Consider the following 18,709-nt stretch of genomic DNA (forward strand, 5'->3'; position numbering starts at 1 on the left):
ACGTGATCGCGGCCGACGCTGTGTGCGACGGCCGCGTGAGAGTGAGGCGCGAGTCAGGGCTTGCGAGCGAAGTCGCCGATGTGAACGGGGCCGTCGGAGTCCATGACCAGGCCGTAGGCGACTCTGTCGAAGACGCGGAACACGAACACCAGGCCGTAGCGGTTCTGCGGCAGGTCGAAACGTTCGCGCACGCCGTCCTCCTTGTAGGTCACTTCGCCGCGATTCCGGTACAGCGCGAGCACATGGCCGGTTTCGACGCCGTCGCGGGCGCCGACGTTGAGCGTGATGACGTTATGCCGGCCGGTGACTTCGACGCCGCGGTAGATATCGATGAGGCGCCCGTCGATATCCAGCTCGGGGGCCCGCGGCACATGCGAGAAGACGCGGGGCCGCTCGCTTGCGAGTACGCGATCGCCGCTGCCGATCTCCTCGATCGCGGTGATGATTTCCAGCGTGGCAGGCACGCCGCCATAACGGACGCGATCACGCTGGGCCGCGCCTTCAGGCATCCACGGCTCCTCACCCGGTGCCAGCTCGGTTGGATGGCGCCATTGTCCCGGGGGCAGGGTGAGATCTTCTTCGGGCGGTGGCGGCTCCCCTGCCGCAACCACGCGGGCGCTGCCGAGATACTGCGCCTCGAAGGCGAGCAACTCCTTGGTGAAGGGGTCGATCAGCGGTTTGGCCTTTCGGAATACTTCGAGGGTGCCGCCTTCAACATGGACGTCCTTGGCGAACACGGTGTCGCCATTGCCCATGAATACCCGCTGCTCTTCGGTGGCGACAATCGTGCCGGCACCTGCGAGCATGGCTTCGTCGACGACCAGCGGGCGGGTGAGGAAGGGTTCGATATCGCGCAAGGGAATGCTGCTGATGGCGGCATCCAGGGCTTCGTGATAGACCTGTGGCGACAGTCGCTGGTCGCCGCCGATTCGGCGTCCGATGGTCAGATAAGGCCCGCTGCGGTCAAGCATGATGACCTGGCCGGGATAGATCAGGTGCGGATTACGAATCTGGTCGCGGTTCAGGCGCCAGACTTCCGGCCAGCGCCAGGGCTGCTTGAGGAAGCGGCCGGAGATTCCCCACAGCGTATCCCCACGGACCACGGTGTAGGTATCGGGGGCGTCGTCGGCGATCTCCACCGGTTGCGCCAGTGCCGGCATGCTGATCAGGGTCAGTGCGGCGAACAGTATAGGGAATATAATGCGGATCATTGCTCGCTTCCGAATGGAGCAGACCGGAAAAACCCCTGGCCGGAACATCTTCTCAAGGCCAAGGTCCAATCCGCGATCGTTCAATTTGCCAACAGAATACGCGGAAATCCGCCTGATGGCATGCCAAAGCACTTGAAATTCTGCACGTAATGTCTTAACCCGGCAAGCATTTATATGGCCTTATTACCGATTTTGAGATATCCCGACCCGCGACTTCACCTCAAGGCGAAGCCGGTTGAGCAGGTGGACGACGAGATCCGTCGTCTGGTGGACGACATGGCGGAGACCATGTACGAGGCGCCCGGCATCGGTCTGGCAGCGATTCAGGTCAATGTCCAGAAACGGGTGATCGTCATTGACGTGAGCGAGGACAAGTCCAGCCTGATGGCCCTGATCAACCCGGTCATCGTCGAGCGTCGCGGCGAGCAGACCTGTGAAGAGGGCTGCCTCTCGGTGCCCGGAATCTACGAGAAGGTCACACGTGCCGAGGAGGTCACCGTCGAGGCTCTCGACCGCGACGGCCAAGCTTTCCGGATTGAAGCGGACGGCTTGCTTGCCGTCTGCATCCAGCACGAGATCGACCACCTCGACGGCAAGGTCTTCGTCGAGTATCTGTCCAGCCTGAAGCTGAACCGGATCAAGACCAAACTCGCCAAGAAAGCACGGATCACCGCTTGAGCAAGCACACCTTGAAAGTGGCGTTCGCCGGTACGCCCGAGTTCGCCGCCCGTGCGCTCGAGTCGATCATCGCTGCCGGCTATCAGGTGCCGCTGGTGCTCAGCCAGCCGGACCGCCCCGCCGGGCGTGGCATGAAGCTGGTTGCCAGTCCGGTCAAACAGGCCGCGCTGGCCGTCGGTATTCCAGTCGATCAGCCGGAGAAGCTGCGCAGCGAGGTTCAGCGTGCGGCCCTCGCCGCCTGTGCGCCCGATGTGCTCGTGGTGGCCGCGTACGGCCTTCTGTTGCCACGCGAAGTGCTCGAATTGCCGCGTCTCGGGTGTATCAACATCCACGCTTCGTTGCTACCCCGCTGGCGCGGTGCCGCTCCGATCCATCGCGCGATCGAGGCCGGCGATGCCGAGACCGGGATCACCATCATGCAGATGGACGAGGGGCTGGACACCGGGCCAATGCTGTTGCGGCGGGCCGTGCCGATCAGCCCGGAGGACACCACCGGCACGTTGCATGACCGGCTCGCGGCGCTCGGTGCCGCAATGATCGTCGAAACGCTTGGCGCGCTGGAAGGCGGTGGGCTGGTAGGCCAGCCGCAACCCGAGGAGGGCGTCACCTACGCAGCGAAGATCACCAAGGCGGAGGCAGCGATCGACTGGCGCCGTTCGGCGGTGGAGATCGAGCGAGCGGTTCGCGCCTTCGACCCGTTTCCAGGTGCAGTCACCACCATGCGGGGCATGTCGATCAAGGTCTGGCGAGCGGTGGTCGAGCAAATCGATGGACCGGCCGGGACCGTCTTGTCCGCCGATGGCGACGGTATCGTGGTGGCCTGTGGCGATCGAGCCGTGCGTCTGACCGTGCTGCAAAAGCCTGGCAGCCGGAGACTGCCGGTCGGGGAATTCCTGCGCGGCTTCCCGGTCTGTGCCGGAGAGCGGTTTGGTGTCGACGCCTGATCGGGCTTGAAAGTCGGCGTGACAGCCCTCATCTCTATCTGCAATCAGATTACTTACGGAAAGTCCTGCCATGTTTGGTAACTGGATGAAGACCTCTATCCTGATGGCTGGCATCGTCGCGCTGTTTGGCGCGGTAGGTGCCGCTTTCGGTGGCCAGCAGGGCATGCTGATCGCCCTGTTGCTCGGCGGCGCGATGAATGTCTGGGCCTACTGGTTCTCGGACAAGATGGTGCTCAAGATGTACAACGCACGCGAGGCGGATGCGACCTCCTCGCCCTACCTGTACAACATGGTGCGAGAGCTCGCGCAGCGGGCCGATCTGCCGATGCCCAAGGTGTACATCATCGATGAGGCGCAGCCGAACGCCTTCGCCACCGGGCGCAACCCTGACAACGCTGCGGTGGCGGCAACCACCGGCATCATGCGCATGCTGTCCGAGCGCGAACTGCGTGGCGTGATGGCGCACGAACTTGCGCACGTCAAGAACCGCGACATCCTCATTTCGACCATGTCCGCGACGGTCGCGGGCGCGATCTCGATGCTCGCTCAGTTCGGCATGCTGTTCGGCGGTCGCGGCGAGAACCGGCCGCATCCGGTGTTTGCCATCCTGATGATGATTCTCGCGCCGATGGCGGCGATGATCATCCAGATGGCGATCTCCCGTACCCGGGAATTCGGCGCGGATCGCGGTGGGGCCGAGATTTCCGGTGATCCGGAGGCTCTCGCCAGTGCGCTGGCCAAGATCGAAGCCTATGCGAAGGGTATCCCCATGGAAACCGCCGAGCGTCACCCCGAGACTGCTCAGATGATGATCATGAACCCGCTCTCAGGCGGCATGCGCGGGCTGTTTTCGACTCATCCCGCGACCCAGGATCGCATCGCGCGTCTGCGCGAGCTGGTCGGGCGCGTCTAACGCCGCGCACGGGGGCGGAAAACGCGCATGACCGCACCCCTCGCAAGCGCCGCTGCCAATCGCAGAGTCGGCCTCATCGACCGCATTCGGAGCTCGGTCAGGCTGAAGTTGCTGGTCCTGGTGCTGGCACCTTTGCTCGCCGGTGTGCCGGTTCTGCTCGGTCTGGTGTGGAGCTGGGGCAACCAGGCCTACGAGCGGCTGCTGACCTTCAAGGTCAGCTCCGACATGATTACCGCCAACGGCTATTTCGAGCGGGTGCGCATCGGTGTCGGGCGCGATGTGTCCGCACTGGCGTCGTCGAACCGGCTGGTACTCGCCCTCGAAGCGGCCGACGATGATCGACTCGCCGCGCTTCTTACCGAACTGGCGAATCGGTATGCCCTGGATTACCTGCTTTACCTCGACCCGGACGCCACACCCCTGGTGACGTCGCGCGATGAGGGCTTGCCTGCTGCCGCCCGAGACAACTGGCCGGCCGTGGCCGCCGCGATGCAAGGGCGTGCCCATGTGACGATTGAGCGTTTCTCACCGGAAGCGCTCGGGGAAATTGCCCCCGAGCTGCAAGCGCGCGCCTGGCAACCGCTGGTGCCGACTGCCGCTGCGGCGCCTGACCCGCGTATTGCTGAGGATCGTGGCATGGTGATCCACGCATCGGCGCCGGTACTCGATGCAGAGGGAATCACGGTGGGACTCGTCGAGGGGGGAGTACTGCTCAACGGCAACCTCGATCTGGTCGATCGCATCAACGAGATCGTGTACCGCGACGGCTCCCTGCCGCTCGGTAGCCAGGGTACGGCGACGCTCTTCATGGGCGATACGCGAATCGCGACCAATGTGCGCCTGTTCGAGGGCGAGCGAGCGCTCGGTACGCGTGTATCCCAGGCGGTTCGGGATCAGGTGCTGGGGCGCGGCGAGCTCTGGCTGGGTACAGCCTTCGTTGTCAATGACTGGTACGTCTCGGGTTACGAAGCGATCGAGGATGGTCGCGGCGAGCGCATCGGCATGCTCTATGTGGGCTTTCTGGAGGCACCGCTGCGGCGGGCGATGCAACAGGCAATGGCGGCGCTGTTTGGGCTTTTTCTGCTGATCAGCGTGGCGGGCACGTATTACAGTCTGCGCTGGGCGCGCAGCGTGTTTGAACCGATTGAACGCATGAACCGAGTGATTCAGCGGGTTGAGCTGGGGGAGTCGGATGCACGTGTCGGGGCGGTTACGAGCCGCGATGAACTCGGTCGCCTGGCCGGAGAGTTCGACCACCTGCTCGACACGCTCGCCGCCAAAAGGGCCGAATTGCAACGCTGGGCCGACGAGCTCGACCGCAAGGTGGCCGAGCGCACCGCCGAGCTGCGCGAGGCAAACGAAACTCTGCGTCGGGCGCAGAAGCAGCTGGTGATGAGCGAGAAGCTCGCAGCGATCGGCGAACTGACCGCCGGTGTCGCACACGAGGTGAATAACCCGGTGGCGGTCATCCAGGGCAATCTCGATGTCCTTCGCGAGGTGCTGGGTCCGGCAGCCGAACCGGTGCGCGACGAGATCCGGCTGATCCACGAGCAGGTCGAACGCATTCGCCTGATCGTCACCAAGTTGCTGCAATTCGCTAGACCGGGTGACTTTGCTGGCTACACCGAGGCAGTGGAGGTCGGTGCCGTAATTCAGGACTGCCTGGTGCTGACACGTCACAACATCGACAAGTGCGGCGTCGAGGTCAATCTCGAACTCGCTGCGACGACACCGGTCGAGATCAATCGCAGCGAATTGCAGCAGGTGCTGATCAACCTCATCGTGAACGCCACCCAGGCAATGGCCGCGGGCGGACGACTGACGCTCGCGAGCGAGGACTGGCTGGCCGAAGACGGCTCCGCACAGGGTGTGGTACTGCGGGTACGCGATACCGGATACGGCATCCCGCCGGAGCATCTCGCTACTATTTTCGATCCTTTCTTCACCACGAAAAAGGAGAGCGGCACTGGCCTGGGGCTGTCGGTAACCTACACGATCGTCGAGCGCTATGGCGGGCGCATCACCGTGGAGAGCAAGCCAGGTGAGGGCACGGTATTCAGCGTCTGGCTGCTTCGGGAAGCGGCGTATCGCGGCGGCCCTGAGGCGCCGGGCTTCATGCGACGCTGGAAGGTTTGACCTGACGCGACGCGGATCTGTCGGTTATGATCCTAGCCCGCGAGGACGGGGAACCTGTGGCCGTTTGCGCAGACTATGCGTACACCGACGATAACCGGCCAGATCTTCAGGATGAGCCGGAGGTGAGGAGACTGAATGCAGCACGCTGAGGTAGTGCGGAGCACGCGCGCGGCAAGCGACGCCGTCGGCCAGATGGACCTGAGCTGGCCTGAACATTCCGTGCTCGTCGTCGATGACGAGGAAGGCATGCGCAGCTTTCTCGCGCGCGCGCTGGCGCCTCGCTGCGCGAGTGTCGAGGTCGCGGGCGACGTCGAACAGGCGCGCCAACTCATGGACCGGCGTCATTTCGATCTCATCGTGCTCGACATTGCTCTGCCGGGAAAATCCGGCATCGAGTGGCTGCATGAGCTGCGCGACCAGGGCGTGGGCATAGACGTCATCCTGATCACCGCCTTTGCCGATCTGGAAAGCGCCATCGACGCGCTGCGCGCCGGCGCGTCTGATTTCATTCTCAAGCCTTTCCGCGTCGATCAGATTTTCAACGCGATGAAGAACTGTTTCCAGCGTGCCACGCTGGCCCGCGAAAATTTCGTTCTGCGCCGCGAGTTGTGGGCGCGCGAGAGCGAGGCAGAAGGGTTGGTCGGTGAATCCGAGGCCATGAATCAGCTCAGGGCAGTGCTCAAGCGGGTCGCGCCGACGCCGAGCACGATTCTGCTGCAGGGCGAGTCCGGCACCGGCAAGGAAGTTGTCGCCCGCGCCCTGCATCGACTCAGCAAGCGTCGAACGAAGGCTTTTGTGCCGGTCAACTGCGCAGCCATCCCGACCGAGCTCATCGAGAGCGAGTTGTTCGGTCATGTCAAAGGCGCGTTTACCGGCGCGGCCGGCAGCCGCAACGGGCTGTTCTACTATGCCAACGGCGGCACCCTGTTTCTTGATGAGATCAGTGAATTGCCACTCGCGATGCAAAGCCGTTTGTTGCGTGTGCTGGAGGAGCGGAAGCTGCGTCCGGTCGGCTCCGAGCGCGAGGTGCCGGTGGATGTCCGCGTGGTGGCAGCATCCAATCGCGATCTGGTTGCAGCGGTCAAGGCGGGTGAGTTCCGCGAGGACTTGTACTACCGCCTGGCGGTCGTCGATCTTGCAATCCCGCCCTTGCGTGAGCGCATGGAGGATATCCAGGCCCTGGTCGATCACTTCATTGCCTTGTTGTCGCAACGGCTTGGCGTAGCACCACTGACGCCCGATCCGGAGATCATCGAGGCGCTCAGCGCCTACTCATGGCCTGGCAATGTGCGGGAACTGCGCAATTTCGTGGAAAGATCGCTGATTCTCGGCACTTTCTCGGTCGCCTGTCTGCAGCCGGTGACGACCCCGGCGCCGGTCGCAGCGCCACCCGAGTTTTCGCTCGAGGAAGTGGAGCGTCGGCACATTCTGACCGTGCTCGAGGCATGCGGAGGCAATAAGACCGAAACCGCGCGAATACTTGGCGTGTCGCGAAAGACGCTGGACCGCAAGTGCGCCGATTTCGGCGTATGACTTCCCTGCCATTGCCCATGGGCGCGACCCATATCGCAGGAGTGACTGAATGAAGGTGATTGGTTTCGCCGGCTGGTCCGGTAGCGGCAAGACGACGCTGGTCGAGCAGGTGATCGGTGTGCTGAGCGCACGCGGCCTCAGGGTGTCGCTGATCAAACACGCCCACCATGCCTTCGACATCGACCATCGCGGCAAGGACTCCTGGCGCCATCGTCAGGCGGGTTGTCGGGAAGTGATCGTCAGCTCGCGCAATCGCTGGTCGCTCATCCACGAACTGCGCGATGAGGCCGAGGCTTCGCTTGATGAATTGCTGTCGCACCTGTCACCGTGCGACATCGCGCTGGTGGAGGGTTTCAAGCGGGCGCCTATCGCAAAGATCGAGGTGTACCGGGAGGGTGCCTGCGAATCCCTTCTGTTCCCGGACGACGTCCACATCGTCGCGGTCGCGACCGATAACGCCGAGCTTGATACAGGCGGTCTGCCGATTCTGGACATCAATCGTGCGGATGATGTCGCAGATTTCGTTCTTGCCCATTGTTTCGGACACCAGCCGGCGCCAGCGTCCGTGGACTGAGCGTCGCCGATCCGGACCCGAAGCCACCGTCGAAGAGGAGAGCTCGCATGGATCGTCGCGCCTTCGTCAAGACCTGTACGCTTGGCGCTGGATTGCTCGCCGGGGGTGGCCTCACCCTCGCGGGTGACGTGCGCGTACAGGCCTATCAACGTGTGCAACTCCTCGCCCCGGACAACATGCCTTTGCATGCCGGCGAGCTGATGTCCGGCGAGCAATACGTGTTCCACTATCCGTTTCCGGCCACACCATGTTTTCTGCTTGATCTGGGCCGTCAGTTGCCCGGTCGCAATGGGCTTGTCACCGAGACCGGTAGCCAGTACGACTGGCCCGGTGGTGTCGGTCCGCGCGCCTCGATCGTCGCCTACTCTGCGATCTGTGCGCACAAGATGGCCCATCCCACGCGGACCATCAGCTATATCAGCTACCGGGGGCCGCGTAACGACACCGACCCCGAGACCGGCGTCATCAGTTGTTGCGCCGAGAACAGCCTGTACGACCCTGCAGCGGGTGCAGCGGTGCTGGATGGGCCGGCGCCTCAGCCGCTGGCGGCCATCCTGCTCGAACATGATCCGTCCGATGACACCTTGTACGCGGTCGGCACACTCGGGGGCGAGATGTTCCAGCGCTTCTTCAGCGAGTTTGGCCTGCGACTGAGCCTGGAGAACCCGTCGAGAGACGAGCGCATGCCCCTGAGTGAGGCGGTGCGGGTGATGCCGCTTGCCGATTTCAGCGGCAACGTGGTGAGTTGCTGATGCAGGTCAGGTGGAAGCACTCCTGCGCTGCGGCGCCCGTGTCAGCGGCGCTTGAGCAGATCGAGCAGGCTGGGGTCGGCTTGGCGACGGGCGATCTCGAAGGCGTCGAGGCCGTTGCCGTCGCCGATGGCCGGATCCAGGCCCAAGGCCAGCAAGGCGCTGACCATCACCGGGTCGGTGCGCTCGACCGCACGCATCAGCAGGGTCCAGCCGTAAACGTCGCGGGTGTCGAGGTCGGCGCCATGCGTAGCGAGTGCGCGTACCGCTTCGACATGCCCCTTGGCGGTGGCGAGCAGCAGCGGCGTCCATCCGTGACGGACTCGATGACGCGGGTCCGCGCCGGCGGCGACGAGCAGATGGATCACCTCTACGTGTCCCGACACTGCGGCATACATCAGCGCGGTACCGCCCTTGGGGTTGGCGCGATCGACCTCTGCGCCGTATTGCAGCAGCAGATCGGCGATCTCGCTTCGCCCGGTTTCGGCCGCCCACATCAGTGCAGTCTTCCCCTCGTGTTCGCCCGGCCCGCTGGCCACTTCCGGCGAGACACCGGCATCGAGCAGGATCGCGACCCGCGCCGTCTGGCCGGTCATGACCGCGTCGAGCAGCGCCTCGCCAGCATCCGCGAGTGCTGCGTGAGTGCTGAGCAGGCAGATCACTGCGAGCATCGTGGAAACCATGACTTGCCGGATTCGCATCATTTCCGCCTCCTCGAGTGGCAGCGAGTGCATTGGAATTGAATTATCAGAACGAAGACGGGCGTGCAAGTTGCACCGCAGCGTCATCCCGACAGCAGGAGAGAATCATGACCCAACTGGACAGACAACAAGTCGAGTCGGCGCTGACCGGCTTTATCGAACCTCATCTCGGACGCGATCTGGTCGCTGCCGGCTGTGTCGAGGGTGTGGACATCGACGGCAGCACGGTGCGTGTCGCTCTGCGCCTCGGCTTTCCGGCCCGCCGCCTGGCGCCGTCGCTGCGTGAGGCAGTGCGTGAGACGCTGGCCGTGCTCCCTGGCGTGGCTGCGGTCGAGGTCACGATCCGCAGCGTCATAGAGCCGCGCGAGCCTGATCCCGATGACGTGACCGCGGTGCCCGGCGTGCGCAACATCATCGCGGTCTCCTCGGGCAAGGGCGGGGTCGGCAAATCCACGACCTCGGTCAATCTCGCGCTCGCGCTGGCTGACGAAGGGGCGCGTGTCGGTGTGCTGGACGCCGACATCTATGGGCCCAGCCTGCCGCGCATGCTCGGCATCTCCGGCCGGCCGCGCTCCTACGACGGCAAGCGTTTCCAGCCCTTGATGAATTACGGCCTGCAGGTGATGTCCGCGGGTTTCCTGGTGGACGAGGAGGAGCCGATGATCTGGCGCGGCTCCATGGTGACCCAGGCGCTCGAGCAGCTCATGCGCGATACCGAGTGGAAGGATCTCGACTACCTCGTCGTCGACATGCCACCGGGCACCGGCGACATCCAGCTCACGCTGGCGCAACGTATCAAGGTGGCGGGCGCGGTTATCGTCACCACGCCGCAGGACATCGCCCTGCTGGACGCAACCCGCGGCCTCAAGATGTTCGAGAAGGTCGGCGTACCAGTGCTCGGTGTCATCGAGAACATGGGTTTGCACTGCTGCAGCCAGTGCGGACACGAGGAACATGTCTTCGGCGACGGCGGCGGCGCGCGCATGGCCGACAAGTACGGGCTGGACTTCCTCGGCGCTTTGCCGCTCGACATCCGCATCCGTGAGCAGGCCGACAATGGCATGCCGACGGTGGTCGCCGATCCGGACGGCTCACTCGCCGAATCCTACCGCCGGATTGCCCGTGCGGTGGCAGCGCGACTGTCCCTGCGTCAGGTCGCCACGCCCGCTGCATTCCCCAAGATCACGATCGCAGAGACCTGACCAGCGGGTGGGTCGCTACAGCCCCTCCTCCCGCACCTTGCGCTCCAGGGTCTTGCGCGAGATGCCCATGCGTCGGGCGGCTTCGGACTTGTTGCCGGCGCAGGCGCGCAGTACTTGCGCCATATGCTGGCGGCGTACTTCGACCAGCGGCATGTCGGGGGGGTAGCCGCTGGCGCCACGTTCCTGCAAGGCAGTGCTGTCCAGCGTCTGCAGGCGCAGGCACGCAGCCGGTGAGCGGCCGAGCAGCGTGGCGCGTTCGACCAGATTGCGCAGTTCGCGCACGTTGCCGGGCCACGCGTGGCTGTGCAGCCTGAGCAGGCCGAGGCGGTCCAGGCGGACCGCCGGGAGTCCGAGCTGGCGCGAGAAGTGGTCGATGAAGTAATCCGTCAGGGGGCCGATGTCCTCGGGACGCTCCCGCAATGGTGGAACGCTCAGCGACACCACATTGAGACGGAAGAACAGATCACCGCGAAAGGCGTCATTGGCGACGAGCTCGGTCATCGGTCGGTTTGTTGCGGCGACGATCCGTACGTACACCGGTACCTCCTGTTCGGTGCCGACCGGTCGGATCATCAGTGTCTCGAGCACGCGTAACAGCTTGGCCTGCAGAAACAGTGGCAGTTCCCCCACCTCATCGAGGAACAGGGTGCCTCGCTCGGCGTGGCGGAACAGACCTTCGCGGTCTGCGCCTGCGCCGGTAAAGGCGCCCCGGGCGTGACCGAAAAGCTCGCTGTCGAGCAAGTCGGCCGACATCGAGCCGCAGTTGATCGCGACGAACGGGCCGGTGCGGCCGCTGTGATGGTGAAGACTCGCGGCCACCACTTCCTTGCCGGTACCGGATTCGCCTTCGATGAGCACCGTGCTGTTCGCTGCAGCGACGCGGCGGATCAGGCTGGCCAGTGTCCGCATGGCCGCGCTGTCACCGATGACGCCGGGCTCCGCTGCGGCAGCTTCATGAAGACACTCGCGGGATGGGCTCAGAACGATCATGGGTGCGAACAGGTTCAGGTTGTTGTGCGGTGTCTCGGCACCGCAGCGACTTCATTATGGTTCACGCGAAGCTCGATTGCTGCGGAGCATATCGCTTGATCATGTGTTCGCTGCGGGGTGGGTGGTGCATTTTGTCTCAGTCTCTACGCAAATGGTCAAAAATGACCATATCGATCTTGGCCTCGGATGCATGAACCCCACTGTTGACAGGGGTTTACGGTTGACTCGACTTTGGCATGCGTGTTGCTAACGGCTATAACGTATGTACGGGACGACATAAGCAGATACAAAAGAGGAGACAAGCCTTGAGCCCGGAATTGCGGCTCCCCGAGGAGCAAGTTGCGGCGTGGTCCGACGATGCGGTTCTGCCAGTGGCGGTGATGATCGCCGCGCCGGCCGACGAGCATGCGGCTGACCGTTTGCTTTGGCATGTCACCGGTGTCGTCGTCGGTGAGCAATTCGCTTCCGACGAGCGAAGCGGCGTCTGCGTGCGTTCCGGGCCCGCCGGCAAGCTCTTCCTGTGGCGAGGCTTCCGCCTGCGTCTGCATCCCGCCCAAGCGGAGGACTACGCCCTCAATCTTGGCGGCGACCGGCCCGAAATCTTCGTGATCTCGCGCTTTGACCCTGAGACCGGCGTCGAACCGCTTGAGGTCACGGTCAGTCTCGACCAGGCGCAGAATCTGGACTCCACCGAGTTGCGCAGCGCCGACGAGATCGTGTTGAGTGCGCCAATGCCTGCCGAGGTCGGGCGCTGGCTCGAGGCCTTCGTTACAGCGCACTATCAGCCCCGACGCAAAGGCAAGGGGCGCGGCAAGAAGCGCAGCAAGGCAATCTACGATGCCGAGGTCGGCGACTGGGCGGGAGACGGCGCGTGAGTTTGCAGCCCCTTGAACCCCTTCGCGCCAATGTCGAAGTGCCCGAGGCCGCCGACGGCTTTCTCTCGCGCTGGTCGCGACGCAAGCTCGGCCGCGAACACGAAGATGCGCCGGCCGAGATCTTGCTGGCCGAGTCGGTCGCGGCTGAGCCGGCACCGGTGGTCGAGCCAGAGCCGGACCCGGAGCCGATCGATCCGCGTACCGGCAAGCCGATGGCCGAGCTCACCGACGAAGACATGCCCGAGATCGAGACGCTCAACGCCGATTCCGATCTGCGCTGTTTCATGTCGGGCAAGGTGTCACAGGCACTGCGCATGAAGGCGCTGACCAAGGTCTTCCACTCGCCCAAATACAACCAGGTCTGTCTGTGCGCTGAGTATGCCGACGACTACACCAACTTCCTGCCGATGGGTGACATCGTGCCGCACGACCTCAAGCAGGCGATCGCGCGAGAGGCGGGCAAGCTGGTCCAGCGGCTGGCGGAAAGAGGTGTCGAGATGACTACCGAAGACGCCGAGGCGCGCATGGCGCGAGAGTTTCGCGGCGAGAAGCTCGAGCCGCTCCCGGTCGACATCGCGGAGAACGATGTCATCGAGACACAACTGCCCCCAACCCAACAGGCCGATGGCAATCAGTCATCGGTGCAAGCCGAGACCACATGAGCGATTTGTCCGAACTCTACGACGACCCCGTCTTTCGTCCCGGTGACCCGGCCAGTGCCGCTCGGGTCGCGGCCTTGCGCGCCGCAGCCCAAGTCGAGGTCGAGCCCACCAGCATCGTCGCCTATCGCTCGGCCGGCCATGTGCTCATCATTGGCAGCGAGCTGGACGGGCTCGAATGCGCCGACGCGTTGCGTGAGCATTTGCACTGCACCGTGGTGGCGACGGTAGCGGCGAGCGGTGTTTTGACCGACACCGCCGCCCGTGCCCGCGACGATGACGCCCGCGTGCTCTTGCTGCGCGGAGAGCCCTGTAAGATCACCGGCCACCTCGGCCATTTCGCGATGAATCTCCGCCTGCCCGGCGGTGAAGAGATATCACCGGCGGCGCTGACCCGCCCGCAACAGCCCTTCTTCGACCTGGTCCTCGATCTGCGTCGAGAACCCGGCATCCGTTTCGAATTACCACCATTCGGCTATTACGCCCCGGCCGGCGACGCCGAGCGTCTGCATCGCATGCTCGGCGAAATCCCGGACATGACCGGCGAGTTCGAGAAGCCCCGCTTCTTCAACTACAACCCAGACATCTGCGCCCACGGCGACAGCGGCCTCACCGGCTGCACCCGCTGTCTGGACGCCTGTCCGACCGGGGCGATCCGCTCCATCGGCGATCTGGTCGACATCGACCCCTACCTTTGCCAGGGCGCAGGCACCTGTACCAGTGTGTGCCCCACCGGGGCGATGACATACGCCTACCCGGGCCCGCGTGATCAGATCGTGCGGGTCAAGCGCATGCTTGCAGCCTATCGCGATGCCGGCGGCGAGTCGCCGGTATTGATGTTCCACGACGAGGAAGCCGGTCTGGAGCGATTGCGCGCGCTTGCCCCGGCTATGCCGGCGCGAGTGCTGCCGGTTCAGGTCGGTGAGATCGGTGCGGTCGGTATGGACACCTGGCTGGCGGCGCTGGCCTACGGTGCCGCGCAAGTTGCGCTGCTCGATACGGACGCAGTCCCGCCCACCGTGCGGGCGGCGATGCAGGCACAGCTCGACTATGTCCGACCGATGCTCGACGCCATGGGTCTGGACGGCAGGCGTGTGTCCTGGGTGGACACCGACGCCGACGTGCCGACCTTGTTCGCTGCTGCCCGCGAGCCCGCAGTTGCAAAACCGGCAACTTTCGACACCTTCAACGAGAAGCGCGGCAGTCTGCGTCTGGCCCTGGAGCATCTGTATGCTCAGGCGCCCGAGCGTCCGCAGGTCGCCGCGCTGCCCGCCGGCGCGCCGTTCGGCCAGGTCCATGTCGACCGCAAGGCCTGCACATTGTGCATGTCCTGTCCGCAGGTGTGCCCCACCCGAGCGCTGTCCGACGCCGGTGACAAGCCTGAGTTGTCCTTTACCGAAGACCTGTGCGTCCAGTGCGGCCTCTGTGAAAAGGCCTGTCCGGAGGACGCGATCACGCTCGAACCGCGCTACGTGTTCGACTGGGACGTGCGCCGCAAGCCACGGGTACTCAACGAGGAGGAACCTTTCTGCTGCATCAAGTGCGGCAAACCCTTCGCCACCCAGAGCGTCATCGGTCGCATGGTCGACAAGCTCTCCGGTCACCACATGTTTCAGTCAGCGGACGCATTGAACCGGCTGAAGATGTGCGGCGACTGTCGTGTGGTCGACATGTTCGCCGAAGACCTGAAGGGCGGATCCAAACCTCGCTGGCTGGGCCCCAAATGAGCGCGCCGATGAACGCTACCGATGAAGACGTCATGGACGTCGATTCGATTGACCACCTGAGGGCCGGCACCTGGGCACTGCTCGGTCAGTTGATGGCCGGGCCGCCTTCGCCTGAAATGATCGAACGGCTGGCCGGGCTGTCCGCCGAAGGCGAGGCACCCGACGCGATCGCTGCCGCCTGGCAGCAACTGGCCGACGCGGCCCGTCGCGTGCAGGAGGATGCATTGATCGCTGAGTACCAGGATATCTTCGTCGGCGTCGGCGGTGGCCAAGTCACCCCGTACGCCTCCTGGTATCTCACCGGCACGCTGATGGACCGGCCGTTGGTCCAATTGCGTTCCGATCTGGAGGCACTGGGCATCGAGCGCAACGCGGATTGCAGCGAGCCCGAGGACCATGTCGCCGCGCTTTGCGAAATCATGGCCCTGGTGGCACAGGACGAGGACGTCGATCTCGACTGGCAGCGCGAGTTGTACTCCCGGTATGTGGGCGGCTGGATGGATCGGTTTTTCGAGGATCTCGGCAAGGCGTCGAGCGCGGACTTTTATCGTGCAGTGGCGGCTGTCGGACATGCCTTCGTCGAGATGGAACGAAGGTTTCACGAAATGCCGGCATGAGCCGGCAAAACGGAACAGGGCGGCTTGAACGCTTCTGGTCAACGGAAAGAAGGAGTCGGTAATGGACAAGAGAGACGAAAACGGGCAGCCGTCCCGGCGGCAGTTTCTGAAGTCGATGGCCTTGACCGGCGGCGGCGTCGCCGTCGCCGTGGCGACTGGTCAGGCGACAGCTGCGCCGGAGGTCGAGATGCAGCAGACAGCCGAGCAGCCTCACGGTTATCACGAAACTCAGCATATCCGCGACTACTACGCGCGGGCGCAGTTCTAGAGTGATCGCGATCGCTTGCGACAGCGGTCATCCAACAGGAGACGAACCATGAAACTGGTCAAGAAAAGCGGTAGCGCCCAGTCGCCCTCGGGTAGTGGCTTGCTGCGCAAGCCGGTCAGCCGTCGCGCCTTCCTTCGGGGCTCCGGCCTCGCGGTCGGTGGCGCTGCGGTTGCCGGGATGATTCCCGGCACGATGGTCAAGAAGGCCAAGGCGGCCAAGCGAGTGCCCGACCCCCGCGCCGAGGTCAAGCAGGTCAAGACGGTGTGCGGCCACTGCTCGGTGGGTTGCAGCACCATCGCCGAGGTGCAAAATGGCGTGTGGATTGGCCAGGAGCCGGCCTTCGACAGCCCGATCAACCTCGGCGCGCACTGTGCCAAGGGCGCGGCGTTGCGCAACCACGGCCACAGTCAGCGCCGGGTCAAGTACCCGATGAAGATGGTGGGTGGGCGCTGGCAGCGCATCAGCTGGGATCAGGCCATCGAGGAAATCGGCGACAAGCTGCTCGCAATCCGCGAGGAGTCCGGTCCGGACGCCTTCTGGTTTGCCGGCTCGTCCAAGGCCAACAACGAGGGTGCCTATCTGCAGCGCAAGTTCGCCGCATTCTGGGGCTCCAACAACTGCGACCACCAGGCCCGCATCTGCCACTCCACCACGGTGGCCGGCGTGGCGAATACCTGGGGTTACGGCGCGCAGACCAACTCGTACAACGATATCAACAAGGCCAAGGCCATCATCATGTGCGGCTCGAACGCCGCCGAGGCGCACCCGGTAGCGATGCAGATGATTCTGCGTGCCAAGGAAGGCGGCGCCAAGCTGATCGTCATGGATCCGCGTTTCACCCGCACTGCTGCACATTCGGATGTATATGTGCGCTTCCGCTCCGGTACCGATGTGGCGCTGATGTGGGGCCTGCTGTGGCATATCTTCGAGAATGAGTGGGAAGACAAGGAGTACATCCGTCAGCGCGTGTACGGCATGGAGCATGTGCGCGAGGAGGTGGCCAAGTGGAACCCGCAGGAAGTCGAACGGGTCACCGGCGTCGGCCGCGACGCGATGTACGAAGTCGCCAAGCTGATGGCGGACAATCGCCCCGGCACCTTCGTCTGGTGCATGGGCGGCACCCAGCACACCATCGGCAGCAACTATGTGCGCGCCTACAACTGTCTGCAGCTCGCACTGGGCAACATCGGGGTCGAGGGTGGCGGTGCCAACATTTTCCGCGGCCACGACAACGTGCAGGGGGCGACCGACATCGGTCCCAACCCGGACAACCTGCCTGGCTACTATCCACTCGCCGAAGGCGGCTGGCGGCACTGGAGCCGTGTCTGGGGCGTGGATTTCGACTGGCTCGCGGCGCGCTTCGAGCAAATGGAGTACAGCGACGGCCGTGGCGGCACCACCAAGCCGATGTTCACTCCGGGCATCACCGTGTCACGCTGGATCGACGGTGTGCTCGAGGACAAGGCCAACGTTGCCCAGCGCGACAACATTCGTGCGGTGATGTTCTGGGGCCATGGGCCGAACTCCCAGACCCGCGGCCCCGAGATGAAACGTGCCTTCGAGAAGCTCGACCTGCTGGTCGTCGCCGATCCTTACCCGACGGTGTCCGCGGTGCTGCACGACCGCAAGGAGAACACCTACCTGCTGCCGATCGCGACCCAGTTCGAGCAGGCTGGATCCTGCACTGCGTCGAACCGCTCGCTCCAGTGGCGGGAGAAGGTCATCGATCCGCTTTACGAGCACAAGCCGGACGCCGAGTTCGCGTATCTGCTGGCAAGAAAGCTGGGTTTCGCGGAAGAGATGTTCAAGAACTACGAGATCGTTAACAACATGCCGACTCCGGAAAGCGTGTTGCGCGAGGTCAACCGTGGTGCATGGTCGATCGGCTACACCGGGCAGAGTCCGGAGCGTCTCAAGGAGCACATGGCCAACCAGCGACACTTCGACGTCGTCAGCCTCAAGGCCGAGGGCGGTCCGCTCGACGGCGAGACCTACTGCCTGCCCTGGCCGTGCTACGGCACGCCGGAAATGAAGCACCCCGGCACCCACGTGCTCTACGACACCAGCAAGCATGTGATGGAAGGTGGCGGCAACTTCCGCGCCAACTTCGGTACCGAGCGTGATGGGGTGACGCTGCTCGCCGAGGATTCCTGGTCCAAGGGGGCCGAGATCCAGGGTGGCTATCCGCAGTTCGACCATGCGCTGCTCAAGCAGCTCGGCTGGTGGGATGAGCTGACGCCGGAAGAGAAGGCCGAGGCCGAAGGGAAGTCCTGGACCACCGACCTGTCGGGCGGCATCATCCGCGTCGCGATGAAGCACGGTTGCCATCCGTTCGGCAACGCCAAGGCCCGCGCCCTGGTGTGGAACTTCCCGGATCCGGTGCCGGTTCACCGCGAACCGCTCTACACCCCGCGGCACGACCTCACCGCCGACTACCCGACCTACGAGGACCGCGCGGTGTTCTATCGCCTGCCCACGCGCTGGAAGTCGGTGCAGGCCAAGGACTACTCGCGCGAGTTCCCGCTGATCCACACCTCCGGCCGTCTGGTCGAGTACGAGGGTGCCGGCGAGGAGACCCGTTCCAACCCCTATCTGGCCGAACTCAAGCAGGACATGTTCGTTGAGATCAATCCGGCCGATGCCAACAACGCCAACGTGCGCGACGGGCAGACCGTGTGGCTGGAGGGGCCGGAAGGCGGACGCCTCAAGATCAAGGCGCTGGTCACCAACCGGGTGGGGCGCGGGACGGTATTCACGCCCTTCCACTTCGGCGGACATTTCCAGGGCGAGGATCTGCTGGCGAAGTATCCCGAAGGTGCCGCGCCGTACGTCCGCGGCGAGTCGACCAATACTGCGACGACCTACGGTTACGACGCGGTCACGATGATGCAGGAAACCAAGACCACGCTTTGCCGTGTGGTGCCCGCATAAA

At 64.2% G+C, this 18,709-nt stretch carries 17 protein-coding genes; 14 read left to right on the plus strand and 3 right to left on the minus strand.

Annotated features, from left to right (window positions below):
- Positions 1 to 53: 53 nt before the first annotated feature.
- Positions 54 to 1,211, minus strand: coding sequence for a LysM peptidoglycan-binding domain-containing protein (locus GPA21_RS20845; RefSeq protein ID WP_246261772.1), 1,158 nt, complete (start codon positions 1,209 to 1,211; stop codon positions 54 to 56).
- A gap of 174 nt (positions 1,212 to 1,385) precedes the next feature.
- On the opposite strand from GPA21_RS20845, the gene def reads away from it, so the two are divergent.
- The 7 genes from def to GPA21_RS05290 all read left to right on the plus strand — a co-directional run bounded on the left by def (position 1,386) and on the right by GPA21_RS05290 (position 8,741).
- On the plus strand, positions 1,386 to 1,889 hold the full coding sequence (def, locus tag GPA21_RS05260) for a peptide deformylase (protein ID WP_168987163.1): 504 nt from the start codon (positions 1,386 to 1,388) through the stop codon (positions 1,887 to 1,889).
- Positions 1,886 to 2,833: a methionyl-tRNA formyltransferase gene (gene fmt / locus GPA21_RS05265; protein WP_168987164.1), complete on the plus strand. Its 948-nt coding sequence runs from the start codon at positions 1,886 to 1,888 to the stop codon at positions 2,831 to 2,833. The genes def and fmt overlap by 4 nt, the downstream gene beginning before the upstream one ends.
- A gap of 70 nt (positions 2,834 to 2,903) precedes the next feature.
- Entirely contained in the window at positions 2,904 to 3,746 is an 843-nt protein-coding gene (gene htpX, locus GPA21_RS05270) for a zinc metalloprotease HtpX (RefSeq protein WP_168987165.1), read from the plus strand.
- Positions 3,747 to 3,773: 27 nt separating this feature from the next.
- Entirely contained in the window at positions 3,774 to 5,882 is a 2,109-nt protein-coding gene (locus GPA21_RS05275) for a cache domain-containing protein (RefSeq protein ID WP_168987166.1), read from the plus strand.
- Positions 5,883 to 6,017: 135 nt separating this feature from the next.
- Positions 6,018 to 7,415: a sigma-54-dependent transcriptional regulator gene (locus tag GPA21_RS05280; protein WP_168987167.1), complete on the plus strand. Its 1,398-nt coding sequence runs from the start codon at positions 6,018 to 6,020 to the stop codon at positions 7,413 to 7,415.
- 49 nt (positions 7,416 to 7,464) lie between these two features.
- Positions 7,465 to 7,989: a molybdopterin-guanine dinucleotide biosynthesis protein B gene (gene mobB / locus GPA21_RS05285; RefSeq protein ID WP_168987168.1), complete on the plus strand. Its 525-nt coding sequence runs from the start codon at positions 7,465 to 7,467 to the stop codon at positions 7,987 to 7,989.
- Positions 7,990 to 8,036: 47 nt separating this feature from the next.
- The gene (locus tag GPA21_RS05290; RefSeq protein WP_168987169.1) at positions 8,037 to 8,741 is read left to right on the plus strand and encodes a Rieske (2Fe-2S) protein; all 705 of its coding nucleotides are present in this window, start codon (positions 8,037 to 8,039) and stop codon (positions 8,739 to 8,741) included.
- 41 nt (positions 8,742 to 8,782) lie between these two features.
- Here GPA21_RS05290 and GPA21_RS05295 read toward each other — a convergent pair whose 3' ends face one another.
- The gene (locus tag GPA21_RS05295; protein ID WP_168987170.1) at positions 8,783 to 9,442 is read right to left on the minus strand and encodes an ankyrin repeat domain-containing protein; all 660 of its coding nucleotides are present in this window, start codon (positions 9,440 to 9,442) and stop codon (positions 8,783 to 8,785) included.
- Positions 9,443 to 9,546: 104 nt separating this feature from the next.
- On the opposite strand from GPA21_RS05295, the gene apbC reads away from it, so the two are divergent.
- Complete coding sequence (apbC, locus tag GPA21_RS05300) at positions 9,547 to 10,641, plus strand: iron-sulfur cluster carrier protein ApbC (RefSeq protein WP_168987171.1); 1,095 nt, start codon at positions 9,547 to 9,549, stop codon at positions 10,639 to 10,641.
- A gap of 15 nt (positions 10,642 to 10,656) precedes the next feature.
- Here the strand turns inward: apbC and GPA21_RS05305 are convergent, their stop codons facing one another.
- Positions 10,657 to 11,631, minus strand: a complete 975-nt coding sequence (locus GPA21_RS05305; RefSeq protein ID WP_168987172.1) for a sigma-54 interaction domain-containing protein — start codon at positions 11,629 to 11,631, stop codon at positions 10,657 to 10,659.
- A 305-nt stretch (positions 11,632 to 11,936) separates the two neighbouring features.
- Here GPA21_RS05305 and GPA21_RS05310 point away from each other — a divergent pair, with 305 nt between their 5' ends.
- From GPA21_RS05310 to GPA21_RS05335, 6 genes are all read left to right on the plus strand, one after another.
- On the plus strand, positions 11,937 to 12,506 hold the full coding sequence (locus GPA21_RS05310) for a DUF3305 domain-containing protein (protein ID WP_168987173.1): 570 nt from the start codon (positions 11,937 to 11,939) through the stop codon (positions 12,504 to 12,506).
- Positions 12,503 to 13,168 carry a DUF3306 domain-containing protein gene (locus GPA21_RS05315; RefSeq protein WP_168987174.1) on the plus strand — a complete coding sequence of 222 codons (666 nt, stop codon included), beginning with the start codon at positions 12,503 to 12,505 and terminating at the stop codon, positions 13,166 to 13,168. The genes GPA21_RS05310 and GPA21_RS05315 overlap by 4 nt, the downstream gene beginning before the upstream one ends.
- A complete protein-coding gene (locus tag GPA21_RS05320; protein WP_168987175.1) occupies positions 13,165 to 14,892 on the plus strand; it encodes a 4Fe-4S binding protein in 1,728 nt (575 codons plus the stop codon). The genes GPA21_RS05315 and GPA21_RS05320 overlap by 4 nt, the downstream gene beginning before the upstream one ends.
- A gap of 8 nt (positions 14,893 to 14,900) precedes the next feature.
- Complete coding sequence (locus tag GPA21_RS05325) at positions 14,901 to 15,509, plus strand: TorD/DmsD family molecular chaperone (RefSeq protein ID WP_168987176.1); 609 nt, start codon at positions 14,901 to 14,903, stop codon at positions 15,507 to 15,509.
- Between the two features lie 61 nt (positions 15,510 to 15,570).
- A complete protein-coding gene (locus GPA21_RS05330; protein ID WP_168987177.1) occupies positions 15,571 to 15,777 on the plus strand; it encodes a twin-arginine translocation signal domain-containing protein in 207 nt (68 codons plus the stop codon).
- A gap of 48 nt (positions 15,778 to 15,825) precedes the next feature.
- Positions 15,826 to 18,708 (plus strand): formate dehydrogenase subunit alpha, encoded by a 2,883-nt coding sequence (locus GPA21_RS05335; protein WP_168987178.1) that lies wholly within the window; start codon positions 15,826 to 15,828, stop codon positions 18,706 to 18,708.
- Position 18,709 lies beyond the last annotated feature (1 nt).

This window comes from Azoarcus taiwanensis (assembly GCF_012910885.1).
GTDB lineage: Bacteria > Pseudomonadota > Gammaproteobacteria > Burkholderiales > Rhodocyclaceae > Azoarcus_F > Azoarcus_F taiwanensis.